Genomic DNA, 18,394 nt, shown 5'->3' on the forward strand with positions numbered 1-18,394 from the left:
CGCCCGGTTACATTCCGAACCCGGAAGCTAAGCCTCACAGCGCCGATGGTACTGCAGGGGGGACCCTGTGGGAGAGTAGGACGCCGCCGAACAATTGTTGGGAAAACCCCCGCATCGAAAGATGCGGGGGTTTTCTGCGTTCCGGGTCGTTTAGGGTCTGGGTATGCGCTACGACCTCGTCATCTTCGACAACGACGGTGTTCTCGTCGACAGTGAGCCGATCTCCAACCGGATTCTGGCCGCCCATCTGACGGAGCTGGGGCACCCGACGACGTACGAGGACTCCATCCGGGACTACATGGGGTCCGCGATGCACCGGATCCACGATCTGGTCCTGGAGCGGACGGGGCAGCGGCTCCCGGACGACTTCGACGACGTCTTCCACGCCCGTGTGTTCGCCGCGTTCGAGCGGGAGTTGCAGCCCGTCGTCGGCGTAGACGGAGTGCTGGAGAAGCTGGCCGCGGACGGGGTGCCCTACTGCGTGGCGTCGTCCGGGAGCCACGAGCGGATCAGGGTGGGGCACCGGACGACCGGGCTCGACCGCTGGTTCACGCGGGACAGGATCTTCAGCTCCCAGGACGTCGGCCGGGGCAAGCCGGCCCCCGACCTCTTCCTGTACGCGGCCGAGCGGATGGGCGCCGCACCCGGGCGCTGCCTGGTGGTGGAGGACTCCCCGCTGGGCGTCCAGGCGGCCGTGGCGGCCGGGATGGACGTGTACGGGTTCACCGCGATGACCCCGCCGGCGAGGCTCACGGGCGCGAACCAACTCTTCTCCACCATGGGCGAGTTGGCCGACCTGCTGGTATGACCGGCGGCACCCGGCGGTGACTGACATTTGTCATGGGGACCACCGGACGATCGTTCCTACCGCCGGACCCCGCCCGGCGGCGAACCTTGGAGCATGACGAAGACCACGGGGAACCAGGACCGGACCGAGAACCCGAGCCGCGGGCAGCGCACGGGCAGACTGCGGACTTTCAAGCCGCTGCTGGTGGACGTGGCGCTGCCGATCGGCTCGTACTACCTCCTCAAGGAGGCCTTCGGGATGAGCACCTTCGGGGCGCTCGCCTGGAGCAGCGTGGTGCCGGCGGTGCGGACGGTGTGGGGCGTGGTCAGGGAGCGCACGGCCAACGCGTTCGCCCTCCTCACTCTGGTGGTGAACGTCGTGAGCCTGGTGGCCGGCTTCGTGTCCGGCGATCCCCGGCTGATGCTCGCCAAGGACGGTGCGGTCAGCAGCACTCTGGCGATCGGCATCCTGGTCTCGGTCGCGCTCGGCAAGCCGGCCATGACCGCGGGGATGAAGCCCTTCCTCGTCAAGGGCGACGCCGGCCGTGAGGCCGCCTGGGAACGGCTCGCCTCGGGCGCGGCTGCCGGTTCGGACGCCTTCCGGCGCAAGGAGCGGACCTTCTCGCTGGTGTGGGGGACGGCCCTGCTGCTCGAGTGCGTCGCCCGGGTCGTCGGCGCCTACACCCTCCCGGTCGACACGATGGTCTGGCTCGGCACGGTCGTCATCGCGGTGGTGCTGACGGCGGCGTTCGTGGTCGGCGGTGGCCTCGCGGCCGAGCCGATGGCGCGGCTGCTCACCGCCGAGGCGAACGCCGGCAAGGCCGGCCGGCGCCCCGAAGTGGCCGTCGCCGCCTGATCCGCCGGACGGCGAAGGTGAGGGAAACTCACCTTTGGCTGGATCTACCCACAGGTAGCCCGGGGCCCTACGCTCGCCGCCATGACTGATGTGCTGCGGCGCGGCAGGGCCTCGCTGGCGTTCAGCTTCTTCGCGCAGGGCGTCGCGTTCGCGCTGCTGGTGACGCGCATCCCGGCCATCCAGGACCGCTACGGGATATCCGACGCGCTGCTTCCGGTCTTCCTGGCCGCCGTCCCGATCCTCGCCGGGGCCGGCAGTGTGACGACCGAGCAGCTCGTGAAGCGGATCCGGCCCAGCCGGCTGCTGCGCTGGTCGCAGCCGGTGGTGCTGCTGGCCCTGGTCGGCGTCGGAGCCGGTGACGGGCTGGCCGGACTCGGCGTGGCCCTGGCGGTGTTCGGTCTCTCCGTCGGCGCGCTGGACGCCTCGATGAACATGCTCGGGGTGAGCCTGCAGCGGACGTACGGGCGCAGCATCATGCTGAGCTTCCACGCGGTGTACAGCCTGGGCGGAATCGTCGGCGCCTCGCTGGCCTGGGCCGGGGCGCACTGGCATCTCGCGCTGTGGGTGTCGTACCTGCCGGTGGTGGCCGTGCTGCTGCCGGCGGCGCTGGTGGGCAGCCGGTGGTACGTCGACGGGGTGGCGGAGCCGGTGGCCGACCGGCCGGCCGGGCAGGGCGGGGGTCTCGTCTTCAAGCTGCTGCTGCCGCTGTGCCTGGTGATGACGTTCGCGTACATCGGGGACTCGACCGTCTCCAACTGGAGCGCGAAGTACCTGAAGGACGTGCTGGGCAGTTCGGAGCAGCTGGCGACCGTGCCGTACAACGTGTACATGGTGACCACGCTGGTCGGCCGGTCCATCGGGGACTTCGGGGTGCGGCGGTTCGGCGCGGCCGCGGTGGTGCGGCTCGGGGCGCTGGTGGCGGCCGCCGGGTTCGCGGTGGTGTCCGTGGCGCCGGACGCGTGGCTGGGGATGCTCGGGTTCACCCTGCTGGGGCTGGGGCTCTGCGTCCTGGTGCCGCAGACGTTCGCGGCGGCCGGCCGGCTGTTCCCGGACGCCTCGGACGCGGCGATCGCGCGGCTCAACATCTTCAACTACGTGGGGTTCCTCGTCGGTTCGCCGCTGGTGGGTGCGCTCGGGGACGCCTGGAGCTACCGCGGGGCCATGCTCGTGCCGATGGTGTTGGTGCTGGTGACGCTCGTGTACGCCAGGTCGTTCGCGGCTCAACCGGACCGATACGGTGGCGGGCATGAGCGGCCGCGCACAGCTGATGTGGGACGAGGCAGTAACGGGCTATGACTTCGGCCCGGACCATCCGATGGATCCGGTCCGGCTGGAGCTGACCCGGAGGCTGGTGGGCGCCTTCGGGCTCGACCGGGAGCTGCGGGTCGTCGCGGCGAAACCGGCCGGTGAGTCGACGCTGCGGCTGGTGCACCGCCCGGACTACATCGACGCCGTGAAGGCCGCTTCCGCCGACCCGCGCTCGGCCCGCGGGGCGTACGGCCTCGGCACGGAGGACGATCCCGCGTTCGCCGGGATGCACGAGGTGTCCGCGCTGATCGCCGGGCAGTCGGTGGGCGCGGCGGAGGCGGTGTGGCGCGGGGACGCACTGCACGCGGTGAACTTCACCGGCGGGCTGCACCACGCGATGCCGGGCGGCGCCTCGGGGTTCTGCATCTACAACGACGCGGCGCTGGCCATCGCGCGGCTGCTGGAGCTGGGCGTCGAGCGGGTCGCCTACGTGGACGTCGACGTACACCACGGGGACGGGGTGCAGGCGGCGTTCTGGGAGGACCCGCGGGTGCTGACGGTCTCGCTGCACGAGCATCCCCGTACGTTGTTCCCGCAGACCGGGTGGCCGCAGGAGACCGGCGCGGGCGAGGGCGAGGGCACCGCGGTGAACGTGGCCCTGCCGGCCGGGACCGGGGACGCGGGATGGGTGCGGGCGTTCCACGCGGTGGTGCCCGAACTGCTCGCCGGGTTCCGGCCCCAGGTGCTGGTCTCGCAGCACGGCGCGGACACGCACTTCGAGGATCCGCTGGCGCATCTCGCGGTGTCGCTGGACGCCCAGCGGGCGGTGCAGGTGGCGTGCCACGAGCTGGCGCACGAGTACGCGGACGGCAGGTGGGTCGCGCTCGGGGGCGGTGGCTACGCGGTGGTCGAGGTGGTGCCGCGGTCGTGGACGCACCTGGTGGGGATCGCGGCGGGCCGTGAGGTCGATCCGGCGGCGGAGATTCCCGAGGAGTGGCGGCAGGAGGTGTTCGCGCGGACCAGGCAGCCGGCGCCGCGGCGGATGACCGACGGGCGGTGGCCGGTGTCGTTCGCCTCCTGGGAGGAGGGCTACGACCCCGCCGATCGCCTGGACCAGGCCGTCCTCGCCACCCGCCGCTCGGCGTTCCCGCTGCGCGGGCTGCTGCCCTGAGCGCCGGGGCGGCCACTGGGCCAACCGTGCGGTGTTCGCCCGTTCCGCCACCGGGCCGCCGCCCGGTGCGTCAGCATCGCAAGCGTGTGGACCGCCGAGGGCCTTCGTGCGCATCTGCTGGCCGCCCGGCTGGCCGGTGAGATCGGGACGTCCCGTGAGGCCAGTCTCCGCCGGTACCGGCTGTTCGCGGCCCGGGACCCGCGGGCGCTGATCGGAATCGACCCCGAGTCGCCGTGGGGGCAGCGGGAGTTGCTCGCCCTGATGGCGGCCAGGTGCGGGGTTTCGGCCGATCCCCGGTGCACCTCCGGCCCGGACGTGATCGATCCGGAACGGACGCTGGCGGCGCTGGACGCGTTCGCGGAGCGGATCCGGAGGGTGGCCGGGCGGGGCGCGCCGGTGCTGCTGGGCACCGGGCATCCGCATCGGCTGCTCGGGTTCTACGGCGGCTTGGCGGACGCGCTGTCGGCGGCGGGATGTGAGGTGCTCACCTCCGCGCAGGGTCGCTGTGTCGACATATTGACCCGGTTCGGTCTACGCACGTACCGAGTCGACTACGTCCGCGGGGTTGCCCTGGTGCGGGAACCGGACGGCGGGCGCCCCGGTTGTGAGCCGGGTGCGCACTGCCACTCGCCGCTCCCGGTTCGGGTGGTCCTGGCCGCCGCCGCCGAGGCCGGCGGACCGCTGCCGGAGCTGGTGATCGGCGACCACGGCTGGGTCTGCGGTGCTGGTCAGCTGGGGTTCGAGGCCATCGGACTGGCCGACACCGACGATCCGGCGCTGTTCGTGGGGGAGGCGGAGGGAGTCGTGTCCGTCGTCGTTCCGGTTGACGACGGCATGCCGTCTGGTCACTATCTGCCGCTGGCCCGCTACGTACTCAATCGAGCCCGTCTGTCACAGTAGGCCGCCGATGGGTGCACCTCTTCCCCACTCGCATCACCCGCCCCTACATTGGGGAGTGAGCACGCAACGACGAAGAGTCACCGGAAGGGGAAGCCGGTGGCCGTCGAGTGCGGAAGGTTCAGGTGTGTCATGGCTGCAGCTGGCGAGAGGCCTCTGAACGAGGTCCAGTTCCTTACCGTGGCGGAGGTCGCCTCGGTGATGCGAGTGTCGAAGATGACCGTGTACCGGCTGGTGCACAGCGGTCATCTGCCCGCGATCCGGGTGGGGCGGTCCTTCCGCGTCCCCGAGCAAGCGGTACACGAGTACCTCCGCGAGAGTTATGTGGGGGTGGAGACGGCCTGACGGCGCTCGGGAAGACCCCGGGCAACCCCTCGATTACGGGCTCGGCGCTCGACCGGGTAGGCTGACCCCTCGTAGGTCGTGTGGGCCCATGGCGCCCAAACAACCGAGTGATGAGAAGTGAGCGAGGGTAGTCGTGGGCTCTGTTATCAAGAAGCGGCGCAAGCGGATGGCCAAGAAGAAGCACCGCAAGCTGCTCAAGCGCACGCGCGTTCAGCGCCGCAACAAGAAGTAAGCGGCGCCGCGAGAGCGTGTTCTGTGGCCCCCCACCTGAAAAAGGCGGGGGGCCACAGTCGTGTCCGGACCCGGGCGCCCGCCGGCCTTCGGCGGGGTCGGCATGTTCCGACTGGGGAAATTCCGTCACTTCACGCATCGGGTGGCCATCACAGCGCAACATCGACCCGCTAAGTTTGCCGACACGGGGAACGCGGCAGGGGCCAGGTCCCGTACGAGGTCGGGAAGGGAAGGCGCTGATCTTGGGCAAGGTCGTGCTCGTCACCGGAGTGGCCCGGCAGCTCGGCGGCCGGTTCGTACGGCGGATCCTGCGGGACCCGGACGTGGACCGGGTGATCGCCGTGGACGCGGTGCCGCCGGCGCATCATCTGGGCGGAGCCGACTTCGTCCAGGCCGACATCCGGCAGCCCGGCATCGCCCGGGTGCTCGCCGAGACGGGCGCCGACACGGTCGTCCACCTGGACGTGACCGGTACCGCGCTGGGCGGCGGCAGCCGGGCCACGGTCAAGGAGACCAACGTCATCGGCACCATGCAGTTGCTCGGCGCCTGCCAGAAGTCGCCGAGCGTGCGCCGGCTGGTGGTGAAGTCCAGCACCAACGTCTACGGGTCCGCGCCGCGCGACCCCGCCGTGTTCACCGAGACGACCCCGGCCAAGTCGCTGCCCAGCGGCGGGTTCGCGAAGGACACGGTGGAGGTCGAGGGGTACGTCCGCGGGTTCGCGCGGCGGCGGCCGGACGTCGCCGTGTGCGTGCTGCGCTTCGCCAACATCCTCGGGCCGGCCGCCGACACCCCGCTCGCGGCGTACTTCGCGCTGCCGGTGCTGCCGACCGTGTTCGGCTACGACCCGCGGCTGCAGTTCGTGCACGAGGACGACGTCGTCGAGGTGCTGCGGCTGGCCTCCCACGAGCCGCGCCGGGGCACGCTGAACAGCGGCACCTTCAACATCGCCGGGGACGGCGTGCTGCTGCTCTCGCAGTGCTCGCGGCGGCTCGGGCGGCCCACGGTCCCGTTGCTGCTGCCCGCCGTCACGTGGGCCGGTTCGCTGGTGCGTACGCTGGGAATGACGGACTTCTCGCCCGAACAGATCAGGCTGCTCACCCACGGCCGGGTGGTGGCCACCGACCAGATGCGCGAGACGCTGGGCTTCCGGCCCAAGTACACGACGGCGGAGACGTTCGCGGACTTCGCGAGCGGCCAGGGCCCCGGCCTGCTGCCGCCGGAGGCCCTCGCGGGGGCCGTGGACCGGGTCGCCGCGCTCGCCGCGAAGAGCGGCGGGCACCTCCCGACGCAGAGCGCCAACTGAGGAGCGCAGCAACGATGGCGGACGCCAAGGTCATTCCGTTCGACGACGACCGGTCCCGCGGGAGCGCCGCCCAGCGGCCGTCGCGGCGCCGCGGCGCGGGGAACCGGCGCGGGGCGGCCGGGGAGGCCGGGCCGGTTCGTGAGGTCCAGCCCCTGCCCACCAGTGCGGCCGGGCAGGATGATGTCCCGGTGACCGCAGAGGAAGGGCCGCCCGCCGCGCCGCACGACGACGGCGGTCTCGAGCGGCGCATCGCGAGCGGTCTGTCGTTCCTGCGCCGCCGGCTCACCGGGGACTACGAGGTCGACGACTTCGGCTACGACGAGGAGCTGACCGACCAGGTCCTGATGTCGCTGCTGCGGCCGGTGTACGAGAAGTACTTCCGGGTCGAGGTGAAGGGCGTCGAGAACATCCCGGCCGACGGCGGGGCGCTGATCGTCGCGAACCACTCCGGGACGCTGCCGCTGGACGGCCTGATGATGCAGGTCGCCGTGCACGACCACCACCCGGCCGACCGGCATCTGCGGCTCCTCGCGGCCGACCTGGTGTTCGTGCTGCCGGTGGTCAACGAGCTCGCCCGCAAGCTGGGCCACACCCTGGCCTGCGCGGAGGACGCCGAACGGCTGCTGGCGCAGGGCGAACTGGTCGGCGTCATGCCGGAGGGCTTCAAGGGCATCGGCAAGCCGTTCAGCGAGCGCTACAAGCTCCAGCGGTTCGGCCGCGGCGGTTTCGTCTCCACGGCTCTGCGACAGGGAGTGCCGATCATCCCGTGCTCGGTCGTCGGCGCCGAGGAGATCTACCCGATGCTCGGCAACGCCAAGACCCTGGCGCGGCTGCTGGGCTTCCCGTACTTCCCGCTGACCCCGACCTTCCCGTGGCTCGGGCCGCTCGGGGCGATTCCGCTGCCCACCAAGTGGACCATCCAGTTCGGCGAGCCGATCCCCACGGACGGCTATCCGCCGGAGGCGGCCGACGACCCGATGCTGATGTTCAACCTGACCGACCAGGTCCGCGAACAGATCCAGCACACGCTCTACAAGCTGCTGGTGCAGCGGCGGTCGGTGTTCTTCTGACGGCTGCTCCGCCGGCCGTGCGACGGTACGGCGACGGGGGCGCCCCTGCTCGGAAAGGGGCGCCCCCGTCGCCGTCGTACCGCGCTAGTCCGCGTTCTGGCCGTCGATGCCCAGGCCGGGCAGCAGGCCCGGGAGGAGCGGCGGAAGGGTGACGTCCGGCGCGCTCGTCGGGGACTTGCTGGGGGTCGGGGAACCACCGTCGCCGCCGATCTTCGGCGGGTCGAGCAGACCGCCCGTGCTGCCCCCGATCAGGCTGTCGTCGCTGTCGCGGGTGGCCGATCCGGTCGGGCTGCCGGAGCCGGTGCGCCCGGTGGACGGCGTGCCGCCGGTGCTGGGCGCCGTCGGACGGTGGCTGCGGGAGGAGCCGGTGGACGCCTCGCCGGAGCCCTGCCGTTTGCCGTCGCCCGTCGAAGCGGGCGGCTGCGGCAGCAGGGACTGCAGCGGGGCGACCTCTTCGTCTATGGCGTCGAAGACCGACGACACCTGCTGTTTGACGTCGCCCAGCTGCACGGGCAGCTTGTCGCTCAGCGCGCTCCAGGCGTCCCGGTGGGACTCGGAGAAGCTGGAGAGCGCCTGGATGGGCCCGAGGGAGTCCGGGTCCCGCTCGTAGGCCTCGTGCAGCAGGCGGTGGCCCTCGGTGACGTCGTGCCGCATCCCGGACAGGGTGCGGCGGATCTCACCGATGGACTCGTGGTCGAGCTGCTGTCCGCCACGGGCGCGCTCCATCAGCCGGCGGGCCTCGCTCAGCCGGGTGGAGGCCTGGTCGAGGTACGTCTGGCCGCGCTGGTCCTCGCCGTCGCTCAGGTAGTTGAGCCTGAAGTCCTCGATGCCGCGCTTGAGGCCGTACAGCGAGTCGCCGGGCAAGGCGTCGGAACTCGCGGCGGCGACTCCGCCGAAGGCCCCGGCGGCCACGCCGACGCTCAGTCCGCCGGCCGCGAGCCCCTTGGTCAGTCTGGAGCGCGGCTGGAGCTTGCCCAGCGGGCTCGCCCGGTGTGCGCCGCGCCCGCGGGAGCGCTGTTCGGGTACGGCTGTGTCCGCCGCCCCGCCCTCCTGGAGCATGGCCTCCATCGCGGCCACCAGCTGGGCGCGCTGGACGACCTTGACCTCGGGGTCGAGCTGCGGCCTGGGCAGTGCGCCGAGGTCAGCGGCCAGGGCCAGGAGCTCGCCCCGCTCGGACTGTTCCTCGGCGGTCGGCGGCGGTCCCGCCGCCGCTGTGGACTGCTCGGCCGCCATGTCCCGGTCGGACTGCTCCTCCAGGGCCTGGGCGAAGGCGTTCGCCCGCCGGTGCGCCGATACGTTCGCGATCACTGGCGGCACCTCCTCTCGTCATCACGGTCGACTCCCCAGGGGGTCCTGAGGGTTGCACGCCCACGACCTCTTCCACACGATCGAGCGATGGAGTCGGCCGGGACGTGACCACAGGGAGCCTGTATCCCGCACAACGAGCGGTCCGGCACTTGGGTTACGGACGGCGGATGATCGGGTCGGAAAGTCAACGGGCCGCGACCGGGTGTGAGTTGGTGGTGGCTGAGTGTCGCCGGCGTCAGCGGGCGTCGTCCGGCAGGAGCCGGGCGAGCGTCCGCACGGCGCGGTACTGGAGGGTCTTGATGGCGCCTTCGTTCTTGCCCATCACACGGGCGGTCTCGGCCACCGAGAGGCCCTGCAGGAAGCGCAGGGTCACGCACTCCTGCTGCTGGGGGTTGAGCCGGCGCACGGCGTCCAGCAGCGCCGCGTTGGAGAGGGACTCCAGGACGGAGTCCTCCGGGGAGCGCTCGACCTCGTTGGCGTCCAGCATCTCGCCGGTGGTGACCTCGAGCCGGAACCGGCTGGACTTGAAGTGGTCCGCCACCAGGTTCCGGGCGATCGTCACCAGCCAGGCGCCGAAGTCGCGGCCCTGCCAGGTGAACGTGCCGATCCTGCGGAGCGCCCGCAGAAAGGTCTCACTCGTCAGGTCCTCGGCGGTCGCCTTGCCGCCCACCCGGTAGTAGATGTAGCGGTACACGGTGTCGCTGTACTGGTCGTAGAGGCGGCCGAAGGCCTCGGCCTCACCGGCCTGGGCGCGCTCCACGAGGTCCATCATCCGGGCGCTGTCGCTGTCCGCGGCCGGTCGGCGGGCGGTGGCCGCGCCGGTGGCGCGGCCGCGTCTGCCGACCGCGGCGCTGCCCTCGGCCAGTGCGTAGCACGGGCCCAGGGGGGCGGCGGTGGCGAAGGCGGGGACGGCGTACGCGGTGGGGACGGCGCCGCGCAGCGTCTCTTTGACCGCCGCGACCGTCGCGCGCAGCGTAGCCAGGCCCGAGGCGTCAACCCCGACGTGTGGGTACACGGGACTCCCAGAGGCAGAGCTTGCATCACGTGCAGTGCGGAACCGTTCACCCGTCGTAGCGACGGAGGGGTACCGGATTGCGTCTGAGGAGAATAACGCTTCGTACAGGCACTGCTACACCGAGTTGCTCAAATCACCGATTGCGTCGCTTCTGTTGCCGATTGGCGGCTCATCAGGCGTCGCTAGTTGACCGGTTGTTGATCGGAAAAGGGCGTATTTCGGCGAAGTGCGGGGCGTGTTGGGGGCGGGGCGGCATAATCCGGGGTTCTCCGCACCGCCCAGGCGTGTCGCGGCCGGCGAGCGCTAGCGCCGGCGCCGGCTCAGGGCGATGGCCGCCGCGGTGCCGCCGGCGACCGCGCCGACGCCCGCCGCCGCCGGGATGCCGACCTTCGCGGCCTTGCGCCCGGTGCGGTAGTCCCGCAGCCGCCAGTCCTGCTCGCGGGCGTGCCTGCGCAGCTTGGCGTCCGGGTTGATGGCGTACGGGTGCCCCACCAGCGACAGCATCGGGATGTCGTTGTGGCTGTCGCTGTAGGCGGCGCAGCGGTTCAGGTCCAGGCCCTCCGCCGCGGCCAGGGCCCGCACCGCCTCCGCCTTGGCCGGCCCGTGCAGGGGTTCGCCCACCAGCGCGCCGGTGTAGACGCCGCCGACCGACTCCGCGACGGTGCCCAGTGCGCCGGTCAGGCCGAGCCGGCGGGCGATGACCTGGGCGATCTCCACGGGGGCCGCGGTGACCAGCCACACCTTCTGGCCCGCGTCCAGGTGCGCCTGGGCCAGGGCCCGGGTGCCCGGCCAGATGCGGTCGGCCATGTACTCGTCGTAGATCTCCTCGCCGATGGTCTCCAGCTCGGCGACCCGGTGGCCCTTGACGATGGAGAGCGCCGAGTCGCGCGCCTCCTGCATGTGCTCGGGGTCCTCGACGCCGGCCAGCCGGAACCACGCCTGCTGCCAGGCGAACCGGGCCAGGTCGCGGGTCTCGAAGAACTTCCGCTTGTACAGGCCGCGCCCGAAGTGGAACAGCGCGGCGCCCTGCATCACGGTGTTGTCGAGGTCGAAGAAGGCGGCGGCCCTGTCGTCGCCGAGGACCGGGAACTCCGGTTCCCGCTCGGCTGCCTGCGGGATCTCCCGCGAAGACTTCCGGGCGGCCTCCGCCGAAGCCTCGCCTGCCAACACGCTCCGCGCCGTGGCGGAGCGCCTACGGGGAGTGAGCCATCCGAGAGCGGCCATGGCGTGAGCATAGCCAGTCCGCTCCGTGGTTCCGGAGCCGCGCGGTTCGAAGGGTGTGAACTCTCCACGACGGCGCCGTTAAGGAGGCGGGAGAATGGCCGGCATGAGTCCCCTCTTCCGGCGTAAGGCCGATCCCAGCGAACGGTCGGTCACGCTCATCCGCAAGCCCGGCTGCCATCTGTGCGACGACGCGCAGGCCGTGATCGAGAAGGTCTGCGGGGAACTCGGCGTGCCCTGGGAGCAGCAGGACATCACCCAGGACCAGCGGCTGCACGACCAGTACTGGGAGCAGATCCCGGTGGTCCTGGTCGACGGCAGCCAGCACACCTTCTGGCGGGTGGACGAGGCCCGGCTGCGCAGGGAGCTGACCGGCGGCTGACCGGCGGCCGGCCCGGAAACTGACCGACCAGTACAACGAAACCCCGGAGGTCGCTTAGGATCGTTGGAGTTTTTGTCTCGGGGGCGGGATTCACGAGGAGCGTTGACGTTTTGCCCCCACGAAAGACATGCGTGACCCCGGTCACGTTGGCCGGGCAAATCGGACACAATCTTTGTGCACGCGTTCACAAAGGCATAGCCTGCTGTGGACGGGGCGGTCCGGGAACGTATGACCGCCTGCAGCCCCGCTCTACCCGCAGGAGCACCGTGGCAACTGGCCGAACTCACCGACCGGCGACCCGCAGCCGAGGGATTCCCGAGGCCACCGTCGCCCGGCTTCCGCTGTACCTCCGCGCGCTGACCGCACTGTCGGAGCGCTCGGTCCCCACGGTCTCCTCCGAGGAGCTGGCCGCGGCGGCGGGGGTCAACTCCGCGAAGCTGCGCAAGGACTTCTCGTACCTGGGTTCCTACGGAACGCGCGGTGTCGGCTACGACGTGGAGTATCTCGTCTACCAGATCTCCCGTGAACTGGGCCTGACCCAGGACTGGCCGGTTGTGATCGTCGGTATCGGCAACCTCGGCGCCGCCCTGGCCAACTACGGCGGGTTCGCCTCCCGTGGTTTCCGGGTGGCCGCGCTGATCGACGCCGACCCGGCGATGGCCGGAAAGCCGGTGGCCGGCATCCCCGTGCAGCACACCGACGAGCTCGAGAAGATCATCAAGGACAACGGCGTCTCGATCGGCGTGATCGCGACCCCCGCCGGCGCCGCCCAGCAGGTCTGCGACCGGCTCGTGGCCGCCGGTGTCACCTCGATCCTGAACTTCGCGCCGACCGTGCTGACCGTCCCGGACGGGGTCGACGTGCGCAAGGTCGACCTCTCCATCGAGCTGCAGATCCTCGCCTTCCACGAGCAGCGCAAGGCCGGTGAGGAGACCGCCGCCGGGGACGGCGCGCTGCCCGCCGCCACCACCCGTGGCGCCTCCGGCGACCAGGGACCCGACGGGGACGTGCCCGCCGTGATGCCGGCATGAGCCTCCTCGTCGTCGGGCTGAGCCACCGCAGTGCCCCGGTCAGCGTGCTGGAGCGGGCCGCGCTGAGCGCGGACGCCCGGGCCAAGCTGGTCCAGGACACGGTCGCCGCCGAGCCGGCCACCGAGGCCGCGGTGCTCGCCACCTGCAACCGCATCGAGCTGTACGCCGACGTCGACAAGTTCCACGCCGGTGTGGCCGAGCTGTCCACGCTGCTCGCCCAGCACAGCGGTGTCGGTCTCGAGGAGCTGACCCCGTACCTCTACGTGCACTACGAGGACCGGGCCGTCCACCACCTGTTCTCGGTGGCCTGCGGCCTGGACTCGATGGTCGTCGGCGAGGGGCAGATCCTCGGCCAGATAAAGGACTCCCTGGCCCGCGCCCAGGAGCTGCACACCGCCGGCAAGCTGCTGAACGACCTGTTCCAGCAGTCCCTGCGGGTCGGCAAGCGCGCCCACTCCGAGACCGGCATCGACCGGGCCGGCCAGTCGCTGGTCACCTTCGGCCTCGAACAGCTGGCCGCGGGCGGCGCCGTCGAGGAATGGGCCGCGGGACGCAGGGCGCTGGTCATCGGCGCCGGGTCGATGTCCTCGCTGGCCGCCGCCACGCTGGCCCGCGCCGGCGTCGGCGAGATCGTCGTCGCCAACCGCACCTTCGAGCGCGCCGAGCGCCTCGCCCGGATACTCACCGAGGGCGACGACACCGCGGTGTCCGCCCGCGCGGTGCGGATGGACGCCGTGCCGGGCGAGCTGACACGTGCCGACGTCGTCGTCTCCTGCACCGGGGCGACGGGCCTGGTGCTGACGGCGGACTCGGTCGCGCAGGCGGTCGAGGGCCGGGTCGTGGGCGGGACCGCCGACCCCGTGGCCGACGCCGCCGCCCGTCCGGCCGCGCGGACCGCTCCGGCGGCCGCCGGCTCCGGCACGGCCGCCGCCGAGGAGAACTGCCCGCTGGACCTGGCCGCCGTGCAGGGCTCGACCGGCTTCTCCGTGCACGGCGAGGCCGCCGTCGCCGGACTGGACGCGGCCACCCTGGAGCAGCACGGGGCCTGGGTCGCGGGCGGCACCGTGGACCGCCGGGACACCGCCCGGCGCAGCCCCGAGACCGACGCCGAGCTGATCACCGCGCTCGCCGCGACCGCCGCCACCGTCGGCCGCATCCCCGAGCTCCGCAGGCCCGAACCGGTCGCCGTGATCCCGCGCCCGGCCCCGGCCCTGTTCCTCCTCGACCTCGCCATGCCCCGCGACATCGACGCGGCCGCGCACCGGCTGGCCGGGGTGCGCCTGGTGGACATCGAGTCCCTCGCCGAGGCCTCGGCCGACGCGCCGATGGCGGCCGACGTGGACCAGGTCCGGCGTATCGTCTCGGACGAGGTCGCGGCCTTCGGCGCGGCCCAGCGGGCGGCGCACATCACGCCTACCGTGGTCGCGCTGCGCACCATGGCCGCCGACGTCGTCGCCGGTGAGATCGCGCGGCTCGACGGCCGCCTGCCCGACCTGGACGAACGCCAGCGCGGCGAGATCCGGCAGGCCGTGCACCGGGTCGTCGACAAGCTGCTGCACGCGCCCACCGTCCGGGTCAAGCAGCTCGCGGCCGAGCCCGGCGGCGCCGGGTACGCGGACGCGCTGCGCACCCTGTTCGACCTCGACCCCGAGACGGTGGCCGCCGTCTCCCGGGCCGGGGACAGCACAGACAAGAAGGACCGACCGGCATGACAGAGAAGGCTTTGAGGCTGGGGACGCGGCGCAGCAAGCTCGCCATGGCCCAGTCCGGGCAGGTTGCGGACGCCGTCCGCCGGGTGACCGGGCGTCCCGTCGAGCTGGTCGAGATCACCACGCACGGCGACGTCTCCCGCGAGCACCTCACGCAGATCGGCGGCACCGGCGTGTTCGTCACGGCGCTGCGCGACGCGCTGGTCGGCGGCGAGGTGGACTTCGCGGTTCATTCGCTCAAGGACCTGCCGACCACGCAGCCCGGGGAACTGGCCCTGGCCGCCGTACCGGTGCGCGAGGACCCCCGTGACGTGATCGTCGCCCGGGACGCGCTGAAGTTCACCGACCTGCCGCGCGGCGCCCGCATCGGCACCGGGGCGCCGCGCCGCATGGCGCAGCTCAACGCGTACGCCCGCGCCCACGGACTGGACATAGAGACGGTCCCGATACGCGGCAACGTCGACACCCGGATCGGTTTCGTGCGGGACGGTGAGCTGGACGCGGTCGTCCTGGCCGCCGCCGGACTGAACCGCATCGGCCGGATCGACGAGGTGACCGACTTCCTGTCGGTCGACACGGTTCTGCCCGCCCCCGGCCAGGGGGCCCTGGCGATCGAGTGCACCGCGGACGCCGCGGACCTCGTCGCCGCACTCGGCGAGCTCGACGACCCGCTCACCCGGGCCGCCGTGACCGCCGAACGGTCCCTGCTCGCCGCCCTGGAGGCCGGTTGCAGCGCACCCGTGGGTGCGTTGGCCGACCTCGTGGCCGACGGGCAGATTGTCAAGGAAATGCGCCTGCGGGGCGTCGTCGGCACGACCGACGGCACCCGCATGGTGCAGCTGTCCACCACCGGTCCCGTGCCCCGAACGCACGACCAGGCAATGGCACTCGGACGCGAACTCGCGACCGAGATGCTGAACCAGGGCGCGGCCGGTCTGATGGGGGAGCGAGCACATTGAGCCCCACCACCCTTCCCACCGGCCTTGAACACGGGCACGTCACCTTCCTGGGTGCCGGACCCGGGGATCCGGGGCTGCTGACTCTGCGCGCCGTGGAGGCGCTGTCGAACGCGGATGTCCTGATCGCCGAGCACGACGTGCTCGATGTGATCCGGACGCACGCCCGGCAGGGCGTGTCCGTCGTGCCGATGGACGCGGACTCCTCGGTGTCACCGCCGGGCACGGGCGCGCCGCAGCTCACGGTCGTTGACGGCGCGTCAACACCCGCTGCGGTCCCGACTCCTGCCCGGGATGCCGCTCATCTTGTCATGGAGGCCACGCGGGGCGGCAGGCGGGTCGTCCGTGCGGTTGCCGGGGACCCGGGACTTGATACGTACGCGGCCGAGGAAATGCTCGCCTGCGCCGCCGCCGGTGTGCCCTTCGAGGTCGTACCGGGTGTGGCGGCCGCCGTCGGCGTCCCCGCGTACGCCGGTGTGCCGCTGCGCGACCCGCACGGCGCGGACGTCCGGTTCGTGGACGCCCGTACCGCCTCCGACCGCTGCTGGACGGAGGTGGGCGCCTCCGACGGCACGGTGGTGGTCTCCACGACGCTGGACTCGGTGGCCGCCGCGGCCGGCGAACTGGTGTCCTCGGGCCGCAAGCCGGACACCCCGCTGACCGTCACCGTCGCCGGCACGACGACCCGGCAGCGCACCTGGACGGCGACGCTCGGCACCATCGCGCAGACGCTGAAGCAGGCGAAGGTCCTGCCGTCCCCGGACGGCGGCCGGCCCGTGATAGCCGTGGTCGGCGAGCGAAGCGCGGCCGCCCAGCGCGACCAGCTGTCGTGGTTCGAGTCCAAGCCCCTGTTCGGCTGGAAGGTGCTCGTGCCGCGCACGAAGGAGCAGGCGGCTTCGCTCTCCGACCAGTTGCGGTCCTACGGCGCGGTGCCGCACGAGGTCCCCACGATCGCGGTGGAGCCCCCGCGCACCCCGCAGCAGATGGAACGCGCGGTCAAGGGCCTGGTCACCGGCCGGTACGAGTGGATCGCCTTCACGTCCGTCAACGCGGTCAAGGCGGTGCGCGAGAAGTTCGAGGAGTACGGCCTCGACGCCCGTGCCTTCGCGGGCATCAAGGTCGCCGCGGTGGGCGAGCAGACGGCCAGGGCGCTGATCGCCTTCGGTGTGAAGCCCGACCTGGTGCCGAGCGGTGAGCAGTCGGCGGCCGGCCTCCTGGAGGACTGGCCCCCGTACGACCCGGTCTTCGACCCGATCGACCGCGTCTTCCTGCCCCGGGCCGACATCGCCACCGAGACCCTGGTGGCCGGTCTGATCGAGCTGGGCTGGGAGGTCGACGACGTCACGGCCTACCGGACCGTGCGCGCCTCGCCGCCTCCGGCGGAGACCCGCGAGGCCATCAAGGGCGGTGGCTTCGACGCGGTGCTGTTCACGTCGTCCTCGACCGTCCGGAACCTGGTGGGCATCGCCGGCAAGCCGCACAACGTCACGGTGATCGCCTGCATCGGTCCGGCGACGGCGAAGACGGCCGAGGAGCACGGTCTGCGCGTCGACGTCATGGCCCCCGAGCCCTCGGTCCACAAGCTGGCCGAGGCGCTGGCCGACTTCGGCATGAAGCGCCGGACGGCCGCCCTGGAGTCCGGCGACCCGGTGACCCGCCCGAGCGAGCGGCGCCCGGGGGCGCGCAGGCGTCGTTCGACGACGTGAGCGCGCGGAGACGATGAGGTGACGGGACGTGCCCTGCGGGCGCGTCCCGTCGCTGCGTGACGGCCCCTGCCCGGTGCGTTGTGTGCATGCCATGATCGGGTGCATGAGCGAGCACGCTGGATACGCGGGGATCGTCTACTGGCGGCGGAGTCTGTGGAACGGCGCGCGGTGCGTGCCCGTCGTCCTGAGCCTGACCCCGGAGGAACTGCGGGCTCAGGACCGGGACGGGCAGGTCGTCTTCCGGGGCGATCCCCGGAAGGTCGACGGGCGGCTGACCCGGCTCGGCACTCTGGTGGTCAACGTCGAGGGGAAGCGCTACGCGCTCGTCGGGCGGGGCAGTGACCTGTCGCCCGCGCCGACGTCCGGGCAGCACGCGGCCGTGAGCGGCTACCGGCCGCCGTCGGACGTGTCCGCCGGCGCGTTCGACCAGATCATGAACGGCGGCGCCATGGCGCGGATGCGCGGCTGGCACTCCTGGCTCGGCGCGGCCGGGGCGCGGCTGCGCTGACCGGCGCGTGGGAAATTCGGCCGATTCCGGCGTCCGCCGCATCCGGCAGCGGCCGAACGGGCGAATCACCGGTGGGTTCCCCGTTCTGTGACCTTCCCCGAGGCGGGACGGGGAGCCCGCCCGGCGCCGTCGTCCACGAGTCGCCCTCACCTTCAACGCTCCGGATAATCGGGTGAGTTGGTGATCGGCGGCTGTTAGGGTGCGCCGATGCCATCGATCAAGCAGTTCCAGGTCACCTTCGACTGCGCGGAACCCGAGCGCGTCGCCCGCTTCTGGTGCGAGGTGCTGGGGTACGTACTTCCGCCGCCCCCGGAGGGGTTCGCCACCTGGGACGACTACGGCCGCTCGCTGCCGCCGGAGGAGCAGGGCTCGTGGGCCGCCTGCGTCGATCCCTCGGGTGCGGGCCCTCGGCTGTACTTCCAGCGCGTCCCCGAGGGCAAGGTCGCCAAGAACCGGGTGCATCTCGACGTGCGGGCGGGCACGGGACTCGTGGGGGACGAGCGGCTCGCCACGCTCCAGGCCGAGTGCGCACGGCTGGTCGCGCTCGGCGCGGTCTGCGTGCGGGTGCTGGTCGCCGACGAGCACAACGAGTCGTGCATCGTGATGCAGGACGTCGAGGGCAACGAGTTCTGTCTCGACTGAGCGCCCGG

The 18,394-nt window shown here is 72.0% G+C and carries 19 protein-coding genes and 1 rRNA gene; 17 read left to right on the forward strand and 3 right to left on the reverse strand.

Annotation, left to right across the window (positions count from 1 at the left end):
- From rrf to ACFYU0_RS29880, 10 genes are all read left to right on the forward strand, one after another.
- Window positions 1-92: ribosomal RNA gene (gene rrf / locus ACFYU0_RS29835) — 5S ribosomal RNA — on the forward strand; the annotation flags it as partial.
- Window positions 93-163: 71 nt separating this feature from the next.
- Complete coding sequence (locus ACFYU0_RS29840) at window positions 164-808, forward strand: HAD family hydrolase (RefSeq protein WP_389305172.1); 645 nt, start codon at window positions 164-166, stop codon at window positions 806-808.
- Between the two features lie 93 nt (window positions 809-901).
- Window positions 902-1,642 (forward strand): VC0807 family protein, encoded by a 741-nt coding sequence (locus ACFYU0_RS29845; protein ID WP_389305174.1) that lies wholly within the window; start codon window positions 902-904, stop codon window positions 1,640-1,642.
- A gap of 81 nt (window positions 1,643-1,723) precedes the next feature.
- A complete protein-coding gene (locus ACFYU0_RS29850) occupies window positions 1,724-2,938 on the forward strand; it encodes an MFS transporter (RefSeq protein ID WP_351667501.1) in 1,215 nt (404 codons plus the stop codon).
- A complete protein-coding gene (locus tag ACFYU0_RS29855) occupies window positions 2,889-4,061 on the forward strand; it encodes an acetoin utilization protein AcuC (protein WP_351667502.1) in 1,173 nt (390 codons plus the stop codon). The genes ACFYU0_RS29850 and ACFYU0_RS29855 overlap by 50 nt, the downstream gene beginning before the upstream one ends.
- Window positions 4,062-4,145: 84 nt before the next feature.
- Window positions 4,146-4,961, forward strand: coding sequence for a phosphatase (locus tag ACFYU0_RS29860; RefSeq protein WP_351667503.1), 816 nt, complete (start codon window positions 4,146-4,148; stop codon window positions 4,959-4,961).
- 129 nt (window positions 4,962-5,090) lie between these two features.
- On the forward strand, window positions 5,091-5,303 hold the full coding sequence (locus ACFYU0_RS29865; RefSeq protein ID WP_004984898.1) for a helix-turn-helix domain-containing protein: 213 nt from the start codon (window positions 5,091-5,093) through the stop codon (window positions 5,301-5,303).
- Between the two features lie 133 nt (window positions 5,304-5,436).
- Window positions 5,437-5,535: a 30S ribosomal protein bS22 gene (locus ACFYU0_RS29870; RefSeq protein ID WP_003948845.1), complete on the forward strand. Its 99-nt coding sequence runs from the start codon at window positions 5,437-5,439 to the stop codon at window positions 5,533-5,535.
- A 241-nt stretch (window positions 5,536-5,776) separates the two neighbouring features.
- Complete coding sequence (locus tag ACFYU0_RS29875; RefSeq protein WP_389305177.1) at window positions 5,777-6,838, forward strand: NAD-dependent epimerase/dehydratase family protein; 1,062 nt, start codon at window positions 5,777-5,779, stop codon at window positions 6,836-6,838.
- Between the two features lie 14 nt (window positions 6,839-6,852).
- A complete protein-coding gene (locus tag ACFYU0_RS29880; protein ID WP_351667505.1) occupies window positions 6,853-7,908 on the forward strand; it encodes a lysophospholipid acyltransferase family protein in 1,056 nt (351 codons plus the stop codon).
- Window positions 7,909-7,992: 84 nt separating this feature from the next.
- Here ACFYU0_RS29880 and ACFYU0_RS29885 read toward each other — a convergent pair whose 3' ends face one another.
- From ACFYU0_RS29885 to ACFYU0_RS29895, 3 genes are all read right to left on the reverse strand, one after another.
- On the reverse strand, window positions 7,993-9,216 hold the full coding sequence (locus ACFYU0_RS29885; protein WP_389305180.1) for a DUF5667 domain-containing protein: 1,224 nt from the start codon (window positions 9,214-9,216) through the stop codon (window positions 7,993-7,995).
- Between the two features lie 235 nt (window positions 9,217-9,451).
- The gene (locus ACFYU0_RS29890) at window positions 9,452-10,231 is read right to left on the reverse strand and encodes an ECF subfamily RNA polymerase sigma factor, BldN family (RefSeq protein WP_351667507.1); all 780 of its coding nucleotides are present in this window, start codon (window positions 10,229-10,231) and stop codon (window positions 9,452-9,454) included.
- Between the two features lie 303 nt (window positions 10,232-10,534).
- On the reverse strand, window positions 10,535-11,455 hold the full coding sequence (locus ACFYU0_RS29895) for an HAD-IB family hydrolase (RefSeq protein WP_351667508.1): 921 nt from the start codon (window positions 11,453-11,455) through the stop codon (window positions 10,535-10,537).
- A 94-nt stretch (window positions 11,456-11,549) separates the two neighbouring features.
- Between ACFYU0_RS29895 and ACFYU0_RS29900 the strand changes: the two genes are divergently transcribed.
- From ACFYU0_RS29900 to ACFYU0_RS29930, 7 genes are all read left to right on the forward strand, one after another.
- Window positions 11,550-11,834 carry a glutaredoxin family protein gene (locus ACFYU0_RS29900; protein ID WP_351667509.1) on the forward strand — a complete coding sequence of 95 codons (285 nt, stop codon included), beginning with the start codon at window positions 11,550-11,552 and terminating at the stop codon, window positions 11,832-11,834.
- A 266-nt stretch (window positions 11,835-12,100) separates the two neighbouring features.
- Window positions 12,101-12,865 (forward strand): redox-sensing transcriptional repressor Rex, encoded by a 765-nt coding sequence (locus ACFYU0_RS29905; protein ID WP_351667510.1) that lies wholly within the window; start codon window positions 12,101-12,103, stop codon window positions 12,863-12,865.
- Window positions 12,862-14,577, forward strand: a complete 1,716-nt coding sequence (locus ACFYU0_RS29910) for a glutamyl-tRNA reductase (RefSeq protein WP_389305183.1) — start codon at window positions 12,862-12,864, stop codon at window positions 14,575-14,577. The genes ACFYU0_RS29905 and ACFYU0_RS29910 overlap by 4 nt, the downstream gene beginning before the upstream one ends.
- Entirely contained in the window at window positions 14,574-15,533 is a 960-nt protein-coding gene (gene hemC / locus ACFYU0_RS29915; protein WP_389305185.1) for a hydroxymethylbilane synthase, read from the forward strand. The genes ACFYU0_RS29910 and hemC overlap by 4 nt, the downstream gene beginning before the upstream one ends.
- A complete protein-coding gene (locus tag ACFYU0_RS29920) occupies window positions 15,530-17,236 on the forward strand; it encodes a bifunctional uroporphyrinogen-III C-methyltransferase/uroporphyrinogen-III synthase (protein WP_351667514.1) in 1,707 nt (568 codons plus the stop codon). The genes hemC and ACFYU0_RS29920 overlap by 4 nt, the downstream gene beginning before the upstream one ends.
- Window positions 17,237-17,339: 103 nt before the next feature.
- Window positions 17,340-17,744, forward strand: coding sequence for a hypothetical protein (locus ACFYU0_RS29925; protein WP_389305188.1), 405 nt, complete (start codon window positions 17,340-17,342; stop codon window positions 17,742-17,744).
- 207 nt (window positions 17,745-17,951) lie between these two features.
- Window positions 17,952-18,386, forward strand: a complete 435-nt coding sequence (locus ACFYU0_RS29930) for a VOC family protein (RefSeq protein ID WP_351667518.1) — start codon at window positions 17,952-17,954, stop codon at window positions 18,384-18,386.
- The last annotated feature ends 8 nt before the right edge of the window (window positions 18,387-18,394 follow it).

Origin of the sequence: Streptomyces sp. NPDC003720 (genome assembly GCF_042875075.1) — a bacterium.
Classification (GTDB): Bacteria; Actinomycetota; Actinomycetes; order Streptomycetales; family Streptomycetaceae; genus Streptomyces.